Origin of the sequence: Pseudomonas sp. Y5-11, assembly GCF_022368695.1 — a bacterium.
Classification (GTDB): domain Bacteria; phylum Pseudomonadota; class Gammaproteobacteria; order Pseudomonadales; family Pseudomonadaceae; genus Aquipseudomonas; species Aquipseudomonas parakoreensis.
Genome location: NZ_CP058974.1, coordinates 4,187,422 through 4,204,461, shown reverse-complemented (window position 1 = coordinate 4,204,461; position 17,040 = coordinate 4,187,422). Strand labels below are relative to the sequence as shown.

10 protein-coding genes are annotated in these 17,040 nt (G+C 61.4%); 7 read left to right on the top strand and 3 right to left on the bottom strand.

The annotated features are described in order from the left end of the window. Positions 1-46 precede the first annotated feature (46 nt). Positions 47-472 carry a YciI family protein gene (locus HXW87_RS18405; RefSeq protein ID WP_041066976.1) on the bottom strand — a complete coding sequence of 142 codons (426 nt, stop codon included), beginning with the start codon at positions 470-472 and terminating at the stop codon, positions 47-49. Between the two features lie 332 nt (positions 473-804). Here HXW87_RS18405 and tpx point away from each other — a divergent pair, with 332 nt between their 5' ends. The 7 genes from tpx to HXW87_RS18370 all read left to right on the top strand — a co-directional run bounded on the left by tpx (position 805) and on the right by HXW87_RS18370 (position 13,827). Beyond that, positions 805-1,305 carry a thiol peroxidase gene (gene tpx, locus HXW87_RS18400; protein ID WP_041066982.1) on the top strand — a complete coding sequence of 167 codons (501 nt, stop codon included), beginning with the start codon at positions 805-807 and terminating at the stop codon, positions 1,303-1,305. Between the two features lie 175 nt (positions 1,306-1,480). Further along, positions 1,481-2,788, top strand: a complete 1,308-nt coding sequence (locus HXW87_RS18395) for an MdtA/MuxA family multidrug efflux RND transporter periplasmic adaptor subunit (RefSeq protein ID WP_239777264.1) — start codon at positions 1,481-1,483, stop codon at positions 2,786-2,788. Then, positions 2,785-5,886 carry an MdtB/MuxB family multidrug efflux RND transporter permease subunit gene (locus tag HXW87_RS18390; RefSeq protein WP_047294152.1) on the top strand — a complete coding sequence of 1,034 codons (3,102 nt, stop codon included), beginning with the start codon at positions 2,785-2,787 and terminating at the stop codon, positions 5,884-5,886. The genes HXW87_RS18395 and HXW87_RS18390 overlap by 4 nt, the downstream gene beginning before the upstream one ends. A gap of 142 nt (positions 5,887-6,028) precedes the next feature. Next, on the top strand, positions 6,029-9,136 hold the full coding sequence (locus HXW87_RS18385) for an efflux RND transporter permease subunit (protein WP_239777262.1): 3,108 nt from the start codon (positions 6,029-6,031) through the stop codon (positions 9,134-9,136). Next, a complete protein-coding gene (locus tag HXW87_RS18380; RefSeq protein WP_095666676.1) occupies positions 9,133-10,593 on the top strand; it encodes an efflux transporter outer membrane subunit in 1,461 nt (486 codons plus the stop codon). Before HXW87_RS18385 ends, HXW87_RS18380 begins: the two co-directional genes overlap by 4 nt. A 253-nt stretch (positions 10,594-10,846) precedes the next feature. Beyond that, complete coding sequence (locus HXW87_RS18375; RefSeq protein ID WP_239777252.1) at positions 10,847-12,928, top strand: EAL domain-containing protein; 2,082 nt, start codon at positions 10,847-10,849, stop codon at positions 12,926-12,928. Between the two features lie 152 nt (positions 12,929-13,080). After that, the gene (locus HXW87_RS18370; RefSeq protein WP_047294160.1) at positions 13,081-13,827 is read left to right on the top strand and encodes an SDR family oxidoreductase; all 747 of its coding nucleotides are present in this window, start codon (positions 13,081-13,083) and stop codon (positions 13,825-13,827) included. Between the two features lie 150 nt (positions 13,828-13,977). Here HXW87_RS18370 and mapR read toward each other — a convergent pair whose 3' ends face one another. Both mapR and ccoG read right to left on the bottom strand, forming a co-directional pair. Beyond that, positions 13,978-15,387 carry a GntR family transcriptional regulator MpaR gene (gene mapR / locus HXW87_RS18365; RefSeq protein WP_008087199.1) on the bottom strand — a complete coding sequence of 470 codons (1,410 nt, stop codon included), beginning with the start codon at positions 15,385-15,387 and terminating at the stop codon, positions 13,978-13,980. A gap of 167 nt (positions 15,388-15,554) precedes the next feature. Then, on the bottom strand, positions 15,555-16,985 hold the full coding sequence (gene ccoG, locus HXW87_RS18360) for a cytochrome c oxidase accessory protein CcoG (RefSeq protein ID WP_239777250.1): 1,431 nt from the start codon (positions 16,983-16,985) through the stop codon (positions 15,555-15,557). Positions 16,986-17,040 lie beyond the last annotated feature (55 nt).

The following is a 17,040-nucleotide window of genomic DNA, read 5'->3' as shown; positions in this document are numbered from 1 at the left end:
CGCTGAATTTTTACGCCCCTGTAGGAGCTGCCGCAGGGGGAGGGGATTACAGGTTTTTCTTTGCCAGCTCGCGAACACGCTCTTCCTGCGCCCGCGCCTCAGGCGTGAACTCGGCACCGAAATCCTCGGCGGAGAAGATCTGGCGGATTTCGATATCGGAATCGCCCGGCATGGGATTGGGGCAGCGCTTGACCCATTCGATAGCCTCTTCCTTGGACTTCACTTCCCAGATCCAGTAGCCGGCCACCAGCTCCTTGGTCTCGATGAAAGGGCCATCGATGACGGTGCGCTTGTCGCCGGAGAAATGCACGCGGGTGCCTTTGCTGCTCGGGTGCAGGCCATTGCCGTCGATGAGAACGCCGGCCTTGACCAGTTCTTCGTTGAAGTTGCCCATGGCAGTGATCAGCTCTTCACTGGGCATGATGCCGGCTTCGGAGTCGGCGCTGGCTTTGACAAGGATCATGAATCGCATGGTGATTTCTCCAGGGAATGGGGTTGATTCACTGCTTAGTCGAACGGGCACCTCACGAATCGACAGAACTTCTGAATAAATGATGCAGACTCAGGATCCGTGAAGATCACTGTGGGAGCGAGCTTGCTCGCGAAGACGGCGGCACATTCAGCATAGCGTTGACTGGCAGATTGCTTTCGCGAGCAAGCTCGCTCCCACATGATTCGCAGTTGTATACAATTTTTTGCGCAGGCCCCTGACAATTTTCAGTCAGGGCATAGGTCGTCGGACAATTTCGTGGTTAACTTCGGCCTCTTGCATGCTCAATCACCACGTTAAGAAGGACTAAAGTCATGGCTCAAGTCACCCTCAAAGGCAACCCGGTTCAAGTCAACGGCCAGTTGCCACAAGCCGGTTCCAAGGCGCCAGCCTTTTCCCTGGTTGCCGGCAATCTGTCCGACGTCACCCTGAAAGACTTCGCCGGTAAGCGCAAAGTGTTGAACATCTTCCCAAGCGTCGACACCCCGACCTGCGCGACTTCGGTACGCAAGTTCAACGCTCAGGCCAACGAACTGAACAACACCGTGGTGCTGTGCATCTCGGCTGACCTGCCATTCGCCCAGGCCCGTTTCTGCGGCGCCGAAGGTCTGGAAAACGTGCAGAACCTGTCGACCCTGCGCGGTGCCGAGTTCATCGAAAACTACGGCGTAGCCATCGCTGACGGCCCGCTCAAAGGCTTGACCGCCCGTGCGGTAGTGGTTCTGGACGAGAACGACAACGTGCTGCACAGCGAGCTGGTCAAGGAAATCGCTGAAGAGCCGAACTACGACGCAGCACTCGCCGTACTCAAGTAAGCGCTTTTACAATTGTTAACGGCCTGGCCCTGTCCAGGCCGTTTTCATTTGTGTATCAGTGTTTTGCCTCACACCTTGAAACGTAAGTTGAAGGTAAATTGCCGGTAAAGCTGCTTTGCTTAAATCCCACCAGTGCTTATCGTTCAGCCTCCCGTAAAAGAAGCCCACGCGCCCAATGGTCAATCAATCCATGCAATCGTCCCCTAATAACGCCCGTCGCTGGCTGATCAGCCTGCTCGTCCTGTTGGTCATCGCCGTCCTGTGCTGGAAATTCTGGCCCGCCGGTTCGGCCCACAAGGAGGGCGCCGACAAGGCGGCGACCGGGCATGCCGGACGCTCGGGGATGATGCGGCCAGGCTTCGGCGGTGCGGCCGGTCCGATTCCGGTGCGGGTGGCCCCGGCGGTCACCGGTGACTTCCCGCTGTATTACAAGGCGCTGGGCACGGTGACTGCACTTAACACCATCAACGTGCGCAGCCGGGTCGGCGGCGAGCTGGTGAAGATCAATTTCGAAGAAGGACAGATGGTCAAGGCCGGCGACTTGCTGGCAGAGATCGATCCGCGTCCGTACCAGAACGCCTTGCTCCAGGCTGAAGGCACCTTGCTGCAGAATCAGGCGCAGTTGAAAAATGCACAGGTCGACGTCGAGCGTTATCGCGGCCTGTACAAGGAAGACAGCATCGCCAAGCAAACCCTGGACACCGCCGAGGCGCTGGTCGGCCAGTACCTGGGCACGGTCAAGACCAACCAGGCGGCGGTCAACGACGCCAAACTCAATCTCGAATTCACCAAGATCCGCGCACCGATTGCCGGCCGCGTCGGTCTGCGTCAGGTCGACGTCGGCAACCTCGTTGCGGCCAACGACACCACGTTCCTTGCAGTGATCACTCAGACGCAACCGATCAGCGTGGTCTTCACCCTGCCGGAAAACAGCCTCGAAACCGTATTGGCCCGCTACCACAGCGGCGCCAGGCTGCCGGCCGAGGCATGGGATCGCGGCGATACCAAGATCCAGGCCAGCGGCGTGCTGCAAAGCCTCGACAACCAGATCGACGTCGCCACCGGCACCCTGAAATTCAAGGCCCGTTACGATAACCGCGACCAGTCGCTGTTCCCCAATCAGTTCGTCAACGTCCATCTGCTGGCCGATACCTTGAAAGGCGTGGTACTCGCACCGTCGGCGGCGATTCAGTTCGGCACCAACGGCACCTTCGTCTACGCGCTGGACGGCGACAAGAAAGTCACCATCCGCCAATTGAAGATCGGCGCCAGCGACGGCACCAACACCGTGGTCACCGAAGGCCTCGCCGCGGGCGATCGCGTGGTGCTGGAAGGCACCGACCGCCTGAAGGAAGGCAGCGAAGTGGAAGTGGTCAACGACAGCAATGACGTGCCGACCACCCCGACCGGGCACCTGCAGGGCAAACCCGCCGCCAGTGCACCGGACGCCGCCGCGGCTGACAAGGCCAAGAAGGGCGCATGAACATTTCGCGGCTGTTCATCCTCCGTCCGGTAGCTACCACCCTGAGCATGCTGGCCATTGTTCTGGCCGGCCTGATTGCCTATCGCCTGCTGCCAGTCTCGGCGTTGCCGCAGGTCGATTACCCGACCATTCGCGTCATGACCCTGTACCCCGGCGCCAGTCCCGACGTGATGACCAGCGCCGTGACCGCGCCGCTCGAACGCCAGTTCGGGCAGATGCCGGGGCTGACGCAAATGGCCTCGACCAGTTCCGGCGGCGCTTCGGTGCTGACCCTGCGTTTCAGCCTCGACATCAACATGGACGTCGCCGAACAGCAGGTGCAGGCGGCGATAAACGCCGCGACCAACCTGCTGCCGACCGACTTGCCGGCACCGCCGGTGTACAACAAGGTCAACCCGGCGGACACCCCGGTGCTGACCCTGGCGATCACGTCGAAGACCATGCTGCTGCCCAAGCTCAATGACCTGGTCGACACGCGCATGGCGCAGAAGATCGCCCAGATCAGCGGCGTCGGCATGGTCAGTATTGCCGGCGGTCAGCGTCAGGCCGTGCGGATCAAGGTCAACCCGGAAGCATTGGCGGCGAACAGCCTGAACCTGGAGGACGTTCGCACCCTGATCGGTGCGTCCAACGTCAACCAGCCCAAGGGTAACTTTGACGGCCCGACCCGGGTCTCCATGCTCGATGCCAACGACCAGCTGACGTCGCCCAAGGACTACGCCAACCTGATCCTCGCCTACAAGAATGGCGCACCGCTGCGTCTGAAGGATGTGGCGGAAATCGTCGACGGCGCCGAGAACGAACGTCTCGCCGCGTGGGCCAACCAGAATCAGGCGGTGCTGCTGAACATCCAGCGTCAGCCGGGCGCCAACGTGATCGAGGTGGTCGACCGGATCAAGGCCTTGCTGCCGAGCATCACTGACAACCTGCCGGCTGGCCTCGACGTCACCGTGCTCACCGACCGCACCCAGACCATCCGCGCCTCGGTCACCGACGTGCAGCACGAACTGCTGATCGCCATCGCGCTAGTGGTGATGGTGACGTTCCTGTTTCTGCGGCGGGCCAGCGCGACGATCATTCCGTCAGTGGCGGTGCCGCTGTCGCTGATCGGTACGTTTGGCGTGATGTACCTCGCCGGCTTCTCGGTCAACAACCTGACATTGATGGCGCTGACCATCGCGACCGGTTTCGTGGTCGACGACGCGATCGTGATGCTGGAAAACATCGCGCGCTTCATCGAGGAGGGCGACAGCCCGATGCAGGCGGCACTGAAAGGCGCCAAGCAGATCGGTTTCACTCTGATTTCCCTGACCCTGTCGCTGATCGCGGTACTGATTCCATTGTTGTTCATGGCTGACGTGGTCGGACGGCTGTTCCGCGAGTTCGCCATCACTCTGGCGGTGGCGATCCTGATTTCGCTGGTGGTTTCGCTGACGTTGACGCCGATGATGTGTGCACGCCTGCTCAAGCGAGAGCCAGAACCCCACGAGCAGGGCCGTTTCTACCGGGCCAGCGGTGGCTTCATCGACTGGATGATCGCCGCCTACGGGCGCAAGTTGCAGTGGGTGCTCAAACACCAGCCGCTGACCCTGTTGGTGGCCATCGGCACGCTGGCACTGACCGTGTTCCTGTACATGGTGGTGCCCAAGGGCTTCTTCCCGGTGCAGGACACCGGGGTGATCCAGGGTATTTCCGAAGCACCGCAGTCGATTTCTTTCGCGGCGATGGGCGAGCGTCAGCAGGCGCTGGCCAAGGTGATTCTTGAAGATCCGGCGGTGGAAAGTCTGTCGTCCTACATCGGTGTCGACGGCGACAACGCCACGCTCAACAGCGGTCGTCTGCTGATCAACCTCAAGCCTCACGGCCAGCGTGACCTGAGCGCCACCGAGGTGATCGCGCGCCTGCAGCCGCAACTGGACAAACTGGTCGGCATCCGTCTGTTCATGCAACCGGTGCAGGATTTGACCATTGAGGATCGGGTCAGCCGCACCCAGTACCAGTTCAGCATGTCCTCACCGGACGCCGAATTGCTCAGCCAGTGGAGCGGGCGTCTGGTCGAAGCCTTGGCGCAGCAACCGGAATTGACCGACGTTGCCAGCGACTTGCAGGACAAAGGCTTGCAAGTCTATCTGGTGATCGACCGCGATGCGGCGTCGCGCCTCGGCGTTTCGGTGCAGAACATCACCGATGCGCTGTATGACGCCTTCGGCCAGCGGCAGATCTCGACCATTTACACCCAGGCCAGCCAGTACCGCGTGGTACTGCAGGCACAGGCGGGGGAGAAGATCGGGCCGGCGGCGCTGGACCAGATTCACGTCAAGACCACTGACGGTGCACAGGTGCGTCTGTCGAGTCTGGCCCATGTCGAAGAGCGTCAGGCGCAACTGGCGATCACCCACATCGGCCAGTTCCCGGCGGTGATGATGTCGTTCAACCTGGCGCCCGGCGTGGCGCTGGGGCATGCGGTGGACATCATCGAGCAGGTACAGAAGGACATCGGCATGCCGATTGGCGTGCAGACCCAGTTCCAGGGCGCGGCCGAGGCATTCCAGGCTTCGCTGTCGAGCACCTTGCTGCTGATTCTGGCGGCGGTGGTGACCATGTACATCGTGCTCGGCGTGCTGTACGAAAGTTACATTCACCCGATCACCATTCTCTCGACCCTGCCGTCGGCGGCGGTCGGCGCCTTGCTGGCGTTGCTGCTCAGCGGCAATGACCTGGGCATGATCGCGATTATCGGCATCATCCTGCTGATCGGCATCGTCAAGAAAAACGCGATCATGATGATCGACTTCGCTCTCGACGCCGAACGCACCCAGGGCATGGCGCCGGAGCAGGCGATCTATCAGGCGGCGCTGCTGCGCTTCCGGCCGATTCTGATGACGACGCTGGCCGCGCTGTTCGGTGCGGTGCCGTTGATGCTCGCCACCGGTTCCGGGGCTGAACTGCGTCAGCCGCTGGGTCTGGTGATGGTCGGCGGCCTGCTGGTGAGTCAGGTGCTGACCCTGTTCACCACGCCGGTGATCTACCTGTATTTCGACCGCCTCGGTCGGCGCTTTGGCAAGACCAATGCTGACAGTGATGAGGTGGTGGTATGACGTTGCAGCACCTCATCCACTGTGGGAGCGAGCCTGCTCGCGAAAGCGCTGGATCAGTCACCATCAAGGTTGAATGTCAGACCGTCTTCGCGAGCAGGCTCGCTCCCACAGTGGGTAGTTGTGTTGATGGGGATTGCGGTCAATGAACTTGTCCGGTCCTTTCATCAAGCGCCCGGTCGCGACCATGCTCCTGAGCCTGGCGATCATGTTGCTGGGCGGCGTCAGTTTCGGCCTGCTGCCAGTATCGCCGCTGCCGCAAATGGACTTTCCGGTGATCGTGGTCCAGGCCAGTCTGCCCGGTGCCAGTCCCGAAGTGATGGCGTCCACGATGGCGACGCCGCTGGAGCGCTCGTTCGGCGCGATTGCCGGCGTCAACACCATGAGCAGCCGTTCCAGCCAGGGGTCGACCCGGGTCATTCTGCAATTTGACCTTGACCGCGACATCAACGGCGCAGCGCGCGAGGTGCAGGCAGCCATCAACGCTTCGCGCAACCTGTTGCCGAGCGGGATGCGCAGCATGCCGACCTACAAGAAGGTCAACCCGTCGCAGGCGCCGATCATGGTGCTGTCGCTGACCTCGGATGTGTTGGAAAAGGGCCAGCTCTACGACCTGGCCTCGACCATCCTGTCGCAGAGCCTGTCCCAGGTGCAGGGCGTGGGTGAGGTGCAGATCGGTGGCAGTTCGCTGCCGGCGGTGCGTATCGAACTCGAACCGCAGGCGCTCAACCAGTACGGCGTGGCGCTCGACGATGTGCGCAAGACCATCGCCGCGGCCAACGTGCGCCGGCCCAAGGGCTCGGTCGAAGACGGCGAGCGCCTGTGGCAGATCCAGGCCAACGACCAGTTGGAAAAAGCCAAGGATTACGAGTCGCTGATCATCCATTACAAGGACGGCGCGGCCCTGCGTCTGAAGGACGTGGCCAAGGTCAGCGACGGCGTCGAAGACCGTTACAACAGCGGTTTCTTCAACGATGACGCGGCGGTGTTGCTGGTGATCAACCGCCAGGCCGGCGCCAACATCATCGAGACGGTCAACGAGATCAAGGCGCAGTTGCCGGCCTTGCAAGCGGTACTGCCGGCCAGCGTGAAGCTGAATCTGGCGATGGACCGCTCGCCGGTGATCAAGGCCACCCTCCACGAAGCGGAAATGACCTTGCTGATCGCTGTGGCGCTGGTGATTCTGGTGGTGTTCCTGTTCCTGGGTAACTTCCGCGCCTCGCTGATTCCGACGCTGGCGGTGCCGGTGTCGCTGGTCGGCACGTTCGCGGTGATGTACCTCTACGGTTTTTCGCTGAATAACCTGTCGCTGATGGCGTTGATTCTGGCCACCGGGCTGGTGGTGGACGATGCCATCGTGGTGCTGGAAAACATTTCCCGGCACATCGACGAAGGCGTCAAACCGATGAAGGCCGCGTACCTCGGGGCCAAGGAAGTCGGTTTTACCTTGTTGTCGATGAACGTGTCGCTGGTGGCGGTGTTCCTCTCGATCCTGTTCATGGGCGGCATTGTCGAGAGCCTGTTCCGCGAGTTTTCCATCACCCTGGCGGCGGCGATCGTGGTGTCGCTGGTGGTCTCGCTGACGTTGACGCCGATGCTCTGCGCGCGCTGGCTCAAACCGCATACGCCGGGCCAGGACAACCGCCTGCAACGCTGGAGCCGTAAGACCAACGACTGGATGGTCGGCAAATATGCGACCAGCCTCGACTGGGTGTTGCGCCATCGGCGTCTGACCTTGCTCAGCCTGATCATCACCGTAGGTGTCAACGTCGCGCTGTACGTGGTGGTGCCGAAGACGTTCATGCCGCAGCAGGACACCGGCCAGTTGATCGGTTTCGTGCGGGGTGACGACGGTCTGTCGTTCAGCGTGATGCAGCCGAAAATGGAAACCTTCCGCCGCGCCGTGCTCAAGGACGAAGCGGTGGAGAGCGTGGCCGGGTTCATCGGTGGCACCAACGGCACCAACAACGCGTTCATGCTGGTGCGCCTGAAACCGATCAAGGAACGCAACCTGTCGGCGCAGAAAGTCATCGAACGCCTGCGCAAGGAGATGCCCAAGGTCCCCGGGGCCCAGTTGATGCTGATGGCGGATCAGGACCTGCAGTTCGGCGGCGGTCGCGAACAGACCACCTCGCAATACAGCTATATCCTGCAAAGCGGGGACCTGGGCGCCCTGCGCGAGTGGTACCCGAAAGTGGTGACTGCGCTGCGCGCACTGCCGGAGCTGACTGCGATTGATGCCCGCGAAGGACGCGGTGCGCAGCAGGTGACGCTGATCGTCGACCGCGATCAGGCCAAGCGCCTCGGGGTCGACATGAACATGGTCACGGCGGTGCTGAACAACGCCTACAGCCAGCGGCAGATTTCGACGATCTACGACAGCCTCAACCAGTATCAGGTGGTGATGGAGGTCAATCAGAAGTACGCACAGGATCCGGTGACCCTCAATCAGGTGCAGGTGATTACCGCTGACGGTGCGCGGATTCCGTTGTCGACCATTGCCCATTACGAAAATAGCCTGGAAGACGACCGCGTCAGCCACGAAGGCCAGTTCGCCTCCGAAAGCATCGCCTTCGACATGGCCGAAGGCGTGACCGTGGAGCAGGGCAGTGCCGCCATCGAGCGGGCGATTGCCAAGGTCGGTCTGCCGGAAGACGTGATCGCGAAAATGGCCGGCACCGCCGATGCGTTTGCCGCGACGCAGAAGAGCCAGCCGTTCATGATCCTCGGTGCATTGCTCGCGGTGTATCTGGTGCTCGGTGTGCTGTATGAAAGCTACATTCACCCGCTGACGATCCTCTCGACCTTGCCGTCGGCCGGGGTCGGCGCGTTGCTCTCGATCTACGCGCTGGGCGGCGAGTTCAGCCTGATTTCACTGCTCGGATTGTTCCTGCTGATCGGGGTGGTGAAGAAAAACGCCATTCTGATGATCGACCTGGCGCTGCAACTGGAACGCCATCAGGGCCTGTCGCCGCTGGAGTCGATCCGCAGCGCCTGCCTGCAACGGCTGCGGCCGATACTGATGACGACCCTGGCGGCCATTCTCGGTGCCTTGCCGCTATTGCTCAGCCGTGCGGAAGGCGCGGAAATGCGCCAGCCCCTGGGCCTGACCATCATCGGCGGCCTGATCTTCAGTCAGGTCCTGACCCTTTACACCACGCCTGTGGTTTACCTCTATCTCGACAAGCTGCGCCACCGCTTCAACCAGTGGCGTGGCGTGCGTACTGACGCTGCTCTGGAAACTCCGCTATGACCGACCGTTCGCTCCTCAATCTGGCCACTGCGCGCGGTTCGCGCCTGTTGAGCCTGTCGCTGTGCGTGGCGATGCTCAGTGCCTGCGCCGTCGGCCCGGACTATCAGCGCCCGCAGACTGCCGAGGTCGCACAGTACAAAGAGGCCGAGGGCTGGCGCCAGGCCAATCCGAGTGACGCGCTGGCGCGCGGTGCCTGGTGGGAGCTGTATGGCGATCAGCAGCTCAATGGCCTGATCGAGAAACTCAACAGCTCCAACCAGACCGTGGCGCAATCCGAAGCGCAGTACCGTCAGGCCCAGGCGTTGGTGCGCAGTGCCCGTGGGGCGTTTTACCCCAGTGTCGATCTCAGCGTGGGCAAGACCCGCTCCAGTCAGGGCACCGGCAGCAGCAGTTCGAGCCTGAGCAGTTCTGCCAGCGGGATTCGCGATACCTACAACGCGCAGTTGGGCGTGAGTTGGGAAGCGGATATCTGGGGCAAATTGCGCCGAGGCCTGGAGGCCAACGAGGCCAGCGCCCAGGCGAGCTTCGCCGATCTGGCCGCGATGCGTCTGAGCCAGCAGTCGGAACTGGTGCAGAACTACCTGCAACTGCGGGTGATCGATCAGCAGAAACGCTTGCTTGAGGCCACGGTCGCGGCCTACGAGAAATCCCTGCAAATGACCCAGAACCAGTACCGTGCCGGGATCTCCGGCCGCGATGCGGTGGCGCAGGCACAGACCCAGTTGAAAACCACCCAGGCCGATCTGGTGGACCTGATCTGGCAACGGGCGCAATTCGAAAACGCTATCGCCGTGCTCACCGGGCAGGCGCCGGCCGAGTTCAGCATTGCCGAGACCCAGAACATCCCGAACCTGCCGCAAATTCCTCTGAGCCTGCCGTCGCAGTTGCTGGAACGGCGCCCGGACATTGCCTCGGCGGAGCGCTCGGTGATCGCTGCCAACGCCAATATCGGTGTGGCCAAAGCCGCCTATTACCCGGATCTGACGTTGAGCATGAGCGGCGGCTACAGCAGCAGTACTTCGAAAAATCTTTTGACCATACCCAACCGTTTCTGGTCGGTCGGGCCGAAACTGGACTTGCCGATCTTCGACGGTGGCATCCGTTCGGCCGAGGTTGACCGTACCGAGGCGGTGTACGACCAGACTGTCGCCAAGTACCGCCAGACGGTGCTCGATGGTTTCCGTGAAGTGGAAAACTATCTGGTGCAATTGAAGGTATATGAAGACGAGGCGGCGGTGCGTCAGGAAGCACTGGATGCGGCGCGCGACTCGCTGCGCCTGACCCAGAACCAGTACAAGGCCGGGCTGATCGCCTACATCGATGTGGTTGTGGTGCAAGCCACGGCGCTGAGCAACGAGAGGACTGTGCTGAATATTCTGCAGAGTCGCTTGATTGCCAGCGTGCAATTGATTGCCGCGCTGGGTGGCGGCTGGGACGGTCAACTGGCCACCGAATAAATCGTGTAGGAGCTGCGGCACGCTGCGATCTTTTGATCTTAAAAAACAAGGTCAAAAGATCCCAGCGTGCCGCAGCTCCTACAGGTTGTGATGGTTGCTCCAGAGCCTCGCAAAACCATCAAACAAGCGTTTCATCGGGTTGATGGCAAAATGATTACTTTGTCAGTGCGTTCTTCCGCGCAATCAGTACAATCGCCGCATTTGCCCGGCCGAGAATGGACGCAGTACGGCGCGGGTGGTCGCGAGAATCTTCATGCTCATCGGTAATTATTCCTTCACCCTGGTTTTCATTTCTTTGTGTGTGGCGATCCTCGCGTCCTACACCGCGCTCGACCTGACCGGGCGCATTGCCAGTGCCCGTGGGCGCGCGGTGCATTTCTGGACGGCGGGCGGCGCACTGGCAATGGGGGTTGGCGTCTGGTCGATGCATTTCATCGGCATGCTGGCCTTCAAGTTGCCGATCGAACTGGGCTACGACATTCCGGTGACCGCGCTGTCGCTGCTGATTGCCGTTCTGTCGTGCGGGTTTGCCCTGTGGCTGGTCAGCCAGCCGAAACTGCCGATTCTGCAGTTGGGTTTCGGCGCCTTGATCATGGGCGCCGGCATCAGCGCCATGCATTACACCGGCATGGCGGCACTGCGCATGACGCCGGGCATCGATTACGACCCGACCCTGTTCGGCGCCTCATTGCTGATTGCGGTCGGTGCTTCGGCGGCGGCGTTATGGATCGCCTTTCGCCTGCGCCAGCACTCGCCTTATGTGCGCCTGATTCGCGGCGGTGCGGCAATCATCATGGGCATCGCGATTGTCGGCATGCACTACACGGGCATGGCCGCCGCGCAGTTTCCTGATGGCAGTTTCTGCGGCGCGACGCTCGACGGTCTCAAGGGTAACGGCCTCGACAATCTGGTGCTGATCACCACGCTGGCGGTGCTATCGATCGCCTTGCTGACCTCGATTCTCGATGCTCGCCTCGAAGCACGCACTGCCGATCTGGCGCATTCGCTGACCCTGGCCAACCGTGAACTGACGCAACTGGCGTTGCACGATACCCTCACAGGTCTGCCGAACCGCATGCTGCTGGACGACCGGATCAATCAGGCGATGAAGAAGGTCGAGGAGCAGGGCGGCTGTTTTGCGCTGATGTTCATTGATCTGGACGGTTTCAAACCGGTCAACGATGCCTTCGGCCACCACATGGGCGACCAGTTGCTGCGCGAAGTCGGAGTGCGCCTGCGCGAAGATTTGCGCAGTCAGGACACGCTGGCGCGAATTGGCGGCGACGAGTTCGTGCTGCTGGTGCGTCTGACCGAGCCCAACGATGCCCTGAGCCTGGCAGCGCGTCAGGTCGGCCTGATCGGCCAGTCATTCCGCGTGGCCGAGCATGAGTTGCAGATTTCCGCCAGCGTCGGCATTGCCCTGTACCCGGGGAATGGCCAGAGCGCTCAGGAACTGCTGATGAACGCCGATGCGGCGATGTATCACGCCAAGGGCGGCGGTAAAAACGGCTACAGCTTCTTCGATGCCTCGATGAACAGCAACGCACGCAAGCAGCTGCAGTTGCTGCAAGATCTGCGTGCCGCGCTGGAGCACCGGCAGTTCAGCCTGTATTTTCAACCCAAATTCGACGCTGCCAGCGGTCGTCCGGTGGGGGCCGAAGCGTTGCTGCGCTGGCAGCATCCGACCCAGGGCATGTTGCTGCCGGACAAGTTCATCGATCTGGCGGAGAAGACCGGCCTGATCATCGCCATCGGCGACTGGGTGCTCAACGAGGCCTGCCGGCAGATGCGCGAATGGTATGTGCTCGGTTACACCGACTGGCGCATCGCGGTGAACCTCTCGGCGTTACAGTTCTGCCACGCGGGACTGGTACAGAGTGTGGCCCGGGCGCTGGCCACGCATCATTTGCCGGCCAACAGCCTGACGCTGGAAATCACTGAAACCACGGCCATGAGTGACGCCGATGCCAGCATGACGGTGTTGCAGGAGTTGTCGGACATGGGCGTCGACCTGTCGATCGACGACTTCGGCACCGGCTATTCGAGCCTGATGTACCTCAAGCGCTTGCCGGCCAACGAGCTGAAGATCGACCGAGGGTTTGTCCGCGATCTGGAGCATGACAGCGATGACGCGGCCATCGTCTCGGCGATTGTGGCGCTGGGCCAGGCGCTCGGTTTGCGCATTGTTGCCGAGGGCGTGGAGACTGGCGTACAGCAGGACTTCCTCACGCAGTTGGGCTGTGATTCGTTGCAGGGCTATCTGTTGGGGCATCCGATGCCGGCGGACGCGTTCATGCAGAACCTCACCCGTAGAAAGGCTCAGGCGGCTGTCTGACTGCAAACGGTGGCGAGGGAGCAAGCTCCCTCGCCACAGAAAACATCTCAGTCTCATGCAGGGTTTTGTCTTGGACAGAGCCCATGCAAAACCGCCCAATGGCGGTTATTCTTCATCCCGACTGTTACGTGTGCATTGGGGGAAGGGCCAGCATGGATAAAGTCATGGTAATCACCGGTGGCGGCCGCGGAATCGGCGCCGCTACAGCGTTGTTGGCTGCCGGGCAGGGCTATCGGATCTGCATCAACTATCAGTCGGATGAACAGGCCGCACAAAGCGTGCTGGAGCAAGTGCGGGCGCTGGGGGCGCAAGCCATTGCGGTGCGCGCCGATGTCAGCATCGAAGACGAAGTCATCGCACTGTTTCACCGGGTCGACACCGAACTGGGACGGGTCACCGCACTGGTGAACAATGCGGGCACCGTCGGCCATAAGTCGCGGGTCGATGAAATGTCCGAATTCCGCATTCTCAAAATCATGAAAACCAACGTCCTGGCGCCGATCCTCTGCGCCAAGCACGCGATTCTGCGCATGTCGCCCAAACATGGCGGGCAGGGTGGCAGCATCGTCAACGTGTCGTCGGTTGCGGCGCGTCTGGGGTCGCCTAACGAATACGTCGATTACGCCGCGTCCAAAGGCGCGCTCGACACCTTTACCATCGGTCTGTCCAAGGAAGTGGCGGGCGAGGGGATTCGGGTCAACGCGGTGCGGCCGGGCTATATCTACACCGATTTCCACGCATTGAGCGGTGATCCGGATCGGGTCAGCAAGCTTGAATCGGCGATTCCGATGGCCCGGGGCGGGCGCCCGGATGAGGTGGCGGAGGCGATTGTCTGGTTGTTGTCGGATAAGGCTTCTTATGCGACCGGGACGTTTGTTGATCTGGGTGGTGGGCGTTGATCTTCGGCCTTTGTGTTGCCTGATGCGACCCCATCGCTGGCAAGCCAGCTCCCACAGGTTTCTGTGTCGTACACAATATTTGCGACTGACATCGATCACTGTGGGAGCTGGCTTGCCAGCGATAGGGCCAGCACAGGCAATACCTGACTGTCAGAACGACCGCACTATCCGCCCCAGCGTCTCCATTGCCTTCTCCGAATCCTCGGTCCACGGGCTGCCGTAATTCAAGCGAATACAATTCCTGAAGCGCTGAGTTGGCGAGAAGATCGGCCCCGGCGCGATGCTGATGCCTTGCGCCAGCGCCATCTGAAACAACTTCAGTGAATCCATCTGCGGCGGCAATTCCAGCCACAAAAAGTAGCCACCCGCCGGCTGGCTGACCCGGGTCTGCGCCGGGAAGTAGCGGGCAATCGCCGCGAGCATCGCGCTTTGCTGTTCTTCCAGGGCGTAGCGAAGTTTGCGCAAGTGGCGGTCGTAGCCGCCGTGTTGCAGGTAGTCGGCAATCGCCGCTTGCGCCGGCATTGAAGCGCACAGCGAGGTCATCAGTTTCAGCCGTTCGATTTTCTGCGCGTAGCGCCCGGCAGCGACCCAGCCGATGCGGTAGCCAGGGGCCAGACTCTTGGCGAACGAACCGCAGTGCATCACCAGTCCTTCGGTGTCGAACGCCTTGGCCGGTTTCGGCGCTTGCTGGCCGTAATAGAGTTCGGCATAGACGTCGTCCTCGATCAGCGGCACCTGATGCCGGCGCAGCAGTTCCACCAGTTCCTGTTTCTTCGCCTCGGGCATGGTCGCACCCATCGGGTTCTGGAAACTGGTCATGCACCAGCAGGCCTTGATCGGATGGCGTTCCAGGGTCTGGGCGAGCACGCCGAGGTCGATACCGTCGCGCGGGTGCACGGGGATTTCCACGGCCTTGAGTTTCAGGCGCTCCAGCACTTGCAGGCTGGCGTAGAACGCCGGGGCTTCGATGGCCACCAGATCGCCCGGTTCGGTCACTGCTTGCAGGCACAGGTTCAGCGCTTCGAGGGCGCCGTTGGTGATCAGCAGTTCTTCCATGGGCAGCATCAGCCCACCGACCATGTAGCGCAGGGCAATCTGCCGACGCAGTTGCGGATTGCCCGGCGACATGTCGGTGACCACCATGCGCGGGTCCATCTCCCGCGCCGCACTGGCCAGCGAGCGCGACAGACGCTGCAACGGGAACAGGGTCGGGCTGGGGAACGCCGAGCCGAAGGGTACGGTGCTCGGGTCCTTGATCGATTCGAGCACCGAGAACACCAGTTCGCTGACGTCGACTTCGGTGGAGTCGTTGACGTGGCTACTGATCACCGGCTCGGAAAACGGACTCGGCGCGTGGGTGTTGACGAAGTAGCCGGAGCGCGGCCGGGCGCGGATCAGACCGCGACGTTCGAGCAGGTAATAGGCCTGGAACACCGTGGACGGGCTGACCCCGTAGGTCTGGCTGGCGTAGCGCACCGACGGCACTCGCTGCCCTGGGCCGAGTACGCCGGAGCGGATCAGTTCAGCGATGTCGTCGGCGAATTTTTCGTAGCGTTTCATCGGTATCCCGCGATGGACTGAATTCGGATTGCTTGTTGTGGCGAGGGAGCTTGCTCCCGCTTGAGTGCGTAGCACTCACAGTTTTTGGGGCCGCTACGCAGCCCAGCGGGAGCAAGCTCCCTCGCCACAGGTATCGCAGTGTCAAAAGAGAGCTGCATCTTAAAGGCTCAGCGATTCATCGGCGCCACAAACCTGCTTTTCGCCACGCTGTAAATCTGCGGCTCGTCGCTGTCGGCGATCTTGAAGCTCAAGGTCTGCGAGCTGCTGGCCGGGCGTTCGGTGGTCATCGCCACCGATACCGGCACGTCGACAATCTCACCCGGCGCCAGGCTCAGTTCGGTCTTGCCCTGCAACTGGAAGCCTTCGCCATCCACCAGGCTCAGGGTGTAGTCCTGGCGCTGCTGGGTCTTGTTGATCACCTTCAGGGTGTAGATGTTTTCGATCTGGCCCTGACCGTTCTCGCGGAACAGCCCGCGATCCTTGGTCACGTCCAGCGAGATCATGGGCCGTTCGACCAAAGCCAGTGCCAGTGCGCCGATCATCACCAGCAGCACCGCGACGTAGCCGATCAGCCGTGGCCGCAGCAGGTGGGTCTTGCCACCCTGCAATTCGCGCTCGGAACTGTAGCGGATCAAGCCGCGCGGGTAATTCATTTTGTCCATGATCGAATCGCAGGCGTCGATGCACGCCGCGCAGCCGATGCATTCCATCTGCAAACCGTCGCGGATGTCGATGCCGGTCGGGCACACCTGCACGCACAACTGGCAATCGATGCAATCGCCGAGACCGGCTTCGGCGGGCTTCACGTCGCGTTTGCGCGGGCCACGGTTTTCGCCACGGGCGGCGTCATAGGAAATCGCCAGAGTGTCTTTGTCGAACATTACGCTCTGGAATCGCGCATACGGGCACATGTGCATGCACACCGCTTCGCGCAGCCAGCCGGCGTTGATGTACGTGGCAGCGGTGAAGAACAACACCCAGAACAGGCTGACCCCGCCGATCTGCAGGGTGAACAGCTCTTCGGCCAGCGGGCGAATCGGTGTGAAGTAGCCGACGAAGGTCAGCCCGGTCATCACGCTGATCGACAGCCACAAGGTGTGCTTGGCGGCGCGCCGCGCCAGTTTGTTCAGGCCCCACGGCGCTGCTTGCAGTTTGATGCGCTGATTGCGTTCACCCTCGGTGACTTTCTCGCACCACATGAAAATCCATGTCCACGAGCTCTGCGGGCAGGTGTAACCGCACCAGACCCGGCCGGCGAACACGGTGATGGCGAACAGACCGAACGCAGCAATGATCAGCAGCGCCGAGAGCAAAATGAAATCCTGTGGCCAGAAGGTCGCGCCGAAGATATGGAATTTGCTTTCGGCGAGGTCCCACAGTACGGCCTGACGACCGCCCCAGTTCAACCACACGGTGCCGAAAAACAGCAAAAACAGAAACCCTGCGCCGCTGATGCGCAGGCGGCGAAACAGCCCGGTGAAACTGCGGGTGTGGATCTGCTTGTCGGTGGAGCCGGCCTTCGCCTTCATTGGGCGACCTGGCACATTTTTAATGGTGGGGCTTGCTTCTACGGTTCGGACGGGGATTTGTTCGCTCATGGTCATTCGCTCATCAGCCTCCATCAGGCGAACGAACTATGAGCGCCGATCTGTT